Origin of the sequence: Acetitomaculum ruminis DSM 5522, assembly GCF_900112085.1 — a bacterium.
Lineage (GTDB): Bacteria > Bacillota > Clostridia > Lachnospirales > Lachnospiraceae > Acetitomaculum > Acetitomaculum ruminis.
The window spans coordinates 1-2,737 of sequence record NZ_FOJY01000042.1 but is presented as its reverse complement, the minus strand read 5'-3'; the positions used below and the strand labels follow the sequence as shown (position 1 = coordinate 2,737).

The 2,737-nt window shown below is 29.8% G+C and carries 6 tRNA genes; all 6 read right to left on the bottom strand.

Features of this window, described 5'->3' with window-relative positions:
* Positions 1 to 2,156: 2,156 nt before the first annotated feature.
* A tRNA-Lys gene (locus BM153_RS13360) sits at positions 2,157 to 2,229 on the bottom strand.
* A gap of 5 nt (positions 2,230 to 2,234) precedes the next feature.
* Positions 2,235 to 2,307, bottom strand: a tRNA-Phe gene (locus BM153_RS13355).
* Between the two features lie 5 nt (positions 2,308 to 2,312).
* Positions 2,313 to 2,386 (bottom strand) — tRNA-Met (locus BM153_RS13350).
* 6 nt (positions 2,387 to 2,392) lie between these two features.
* Positions 2,393 to 2,474 (bottom strand) — tRNA-Tyr (locus BM153_RS13345).
* Positions 2,475 to 2,490: 16 nt separating this feature from the next.
* Positions 2,491 to 2,563 (bottom strand) — tRNA-Val (locus tag BM153_RS13340).
* A gap of 5 nt (positions 2,564 to 2,568) precedes the next feature.
* Positions 2,569 to 2,642: transfer RNA gene (locus tag BM153_RS13335), tRNA-Asp, on the bottom strand.
* Positions 2,643 to 2,737: the final 95 nt, after the last annotated feature.

Sequence of the window (2,737 nt, the reverse complement as noted above, 5' to 3'; positions counted from 1 at the left end):
CTTTGAAAACTTCAATATTCTCGTCAAAACTTTTCTATACGGATATTCAGAACAAAGTCTTTATCCCTTTGAAAACTTCAATATTCTCGTTAAAACTTTTCTATACAGATATTCAGAACAAAGTCTTTATCCCTTCGAAAACTTCAATGTACTATTGCCCTCGCAATGTTGATTTTACATATATATCTCCTAATTTATATTATTCTGCAGTAAGTTATTTTTCAAAAGAAAAACTCCTCTGAACATTTTTCAGAGGAGCGACTTAGTCTTTAATTGTATAAGAATTAACACAGAATATTTGGAAGTGAATTTTCAGAATGAAATCTTACTTCCAAATATTTAGATACACAATAACTATAACAAGAAAAGACTTTTGATAATTTCTCTGAATCAGGATAGATTGGCTATCGTTTTTCTTATGAATGTCAGAATTGAATTATTGTGTTTTATAGACGCTGCGTTCCACATTTCTTTATCAAATAAATGCAAATTTTAGCGATTTCTCACATAGACAATATACATTTATATTTAAAGAAACTTTTCAAAAATATTTCCCTATTTCATCTAAAAGCCTCATTTTAAACCCTTTAAACTGCACATTATTATATTTAATATGAATTAAATATAATAATGTGCAAAAGGATTAGCGAATTACCAATAATTCATTAGACTAATTATATGCAATCTGGCGTTTCGTATCTCACCGTGTTATGGTAACATACTTTTTTGAGCTTCCTGCAACAATGATATTATATTACCATTTCATTTAAAACGCAAGTATAATTTTATACAAATAATCATCTGTTTTAAGGACTTTTTTCTACACTATTTTTTCTAAATATTATCACATTTTACCATTGTAAAGTGATACTTCTTTAATTCGTTTTTACAAGGGATTTTTATATACAAATTATAAGTAAGATGTATTACACTATGATGAAAATTGGTATTTTTTACACCATCTATCTCTTAAAGTTTGATAGGAACCTTTTACTTATTATCAAAATGCAAATAGTGTATCCTGTTAAACAAAATAATGATTTTAGTACATAATTTCATACGTTAACTCCTAAAATATTTTACTAATATCTTATTCATAATATTTTTTACATAAGAGAAAATATAAGGTTTAACTTCAAATTTATTTTACAACATTTGAATTTATTTATAGTTCTAACCTAAAATTATTTTGTAAGCAAACATGTTTATATTTATGTCACAAAATCACTGATTAAAACTAAATACTTATTCTGTTAATACTAAAGGATTTTTACGAATCAGAAGTAATTCAATCGACTTTTTAGATGTCACTTGGAATCCTTTATGCTATCGTTTCTTGGTAACACTTAAAACTGAATTTCATGCAACGTTGATATTATATTACCATTAGATAAATAATACAAGTAAAATTTTTACTTATTTTTCATTTTATTTTTGTTATCATTCTACATATTTTAAATTTATCACTAATTCTTTAATCTCTGGATTAAATCAATGTTTATCTCAATTTTTGTAAACATACCAAGCTAAGAATTTATATCTTTCCTTATTTAAACATACCGTAGACAATCTGTTATTCTAAAAATATTAGTATTAAGCGTTTATATAAGGCTTAAAATTGAAAGAATGATTATAAACTGCCATCAACTTTAAGAGATAGTATCGAAGCATATTTCTCTTATCCGGCTTATCTTTAAAATAAATTACTCCATTGCAATTTTTAAACCTCTCATTATAATAAGACACACTTTGCGAACAACTTTTCTACAAATATTTAAGGTACTATCACGATTCCAATCGTATTTAAAAACATTCTAAGATTTTCTCATTCATTTAAATTGCTTGATGCATTCTCACATTCCTTGGATATTTTGTTTTGTCCACTCTCTTTAGCTAAATTTACTAATTAGATCTTATTTTCTGTACCAAATTATCTCTTTATTTCCAAACATAAAAAACTCCTTTGAATAATATATTTATAACAACATATACGATAAAAAATTTTCAATTATTATGATACAGCATCTTATTTTGACAAATTACAATACTTACAACATATATCAAAACTTTAAATATAATAGAGCAAAAAATTTAAATGGTATTTATTATTTGCAAACACAAAAAAAGAACATCTAATTTAGATGTTCTTATACCAATGAGACATCGGGGATTCGAACCCCGGACAACTTGATTAAAAGTCAAGTGCTCTACCAACTGAGCTAATATCCCATCAATGCCCAGAGTCGGAATCGAACCAACGACACGAGGATTTTCAGTCCTCTGCTCTACCAACTGAGCTATCTGGGCAAGAGTTGCGGGAATAGGATTTGAACCTATGACCTTCGGGTTATGAGCCCGACGAGCTTCCAAACTGCTCCATCCCGCGAAAAAATGGATGGAGAAGGATTCGAACCTTCGAAGGCGTTGCCAGCAGATTTACAGTCTGTCCCCTTTGGCCACTCGGGAATCCATCCATAATATTATTTTCAATGGGACCTACAGGGCTCGAACCTGTGACCCCCTGCTTGTAAGGCAGATGCTCTCCCAGCTGAGCTAAGATCCCATTAACGACCTAGATGGGACTTGAACCCATGACCTCCGCCGTGACAGGGCGGCGCTCTAACCAACTGAGCCACTAGGCCTTATCGTTTTCATACCCTGAAAACCGCATACATATCTTAACTTATATATCTTTCTATGTCAACATCTTTTTCTTGGTCAGACCCTCGACCTATTA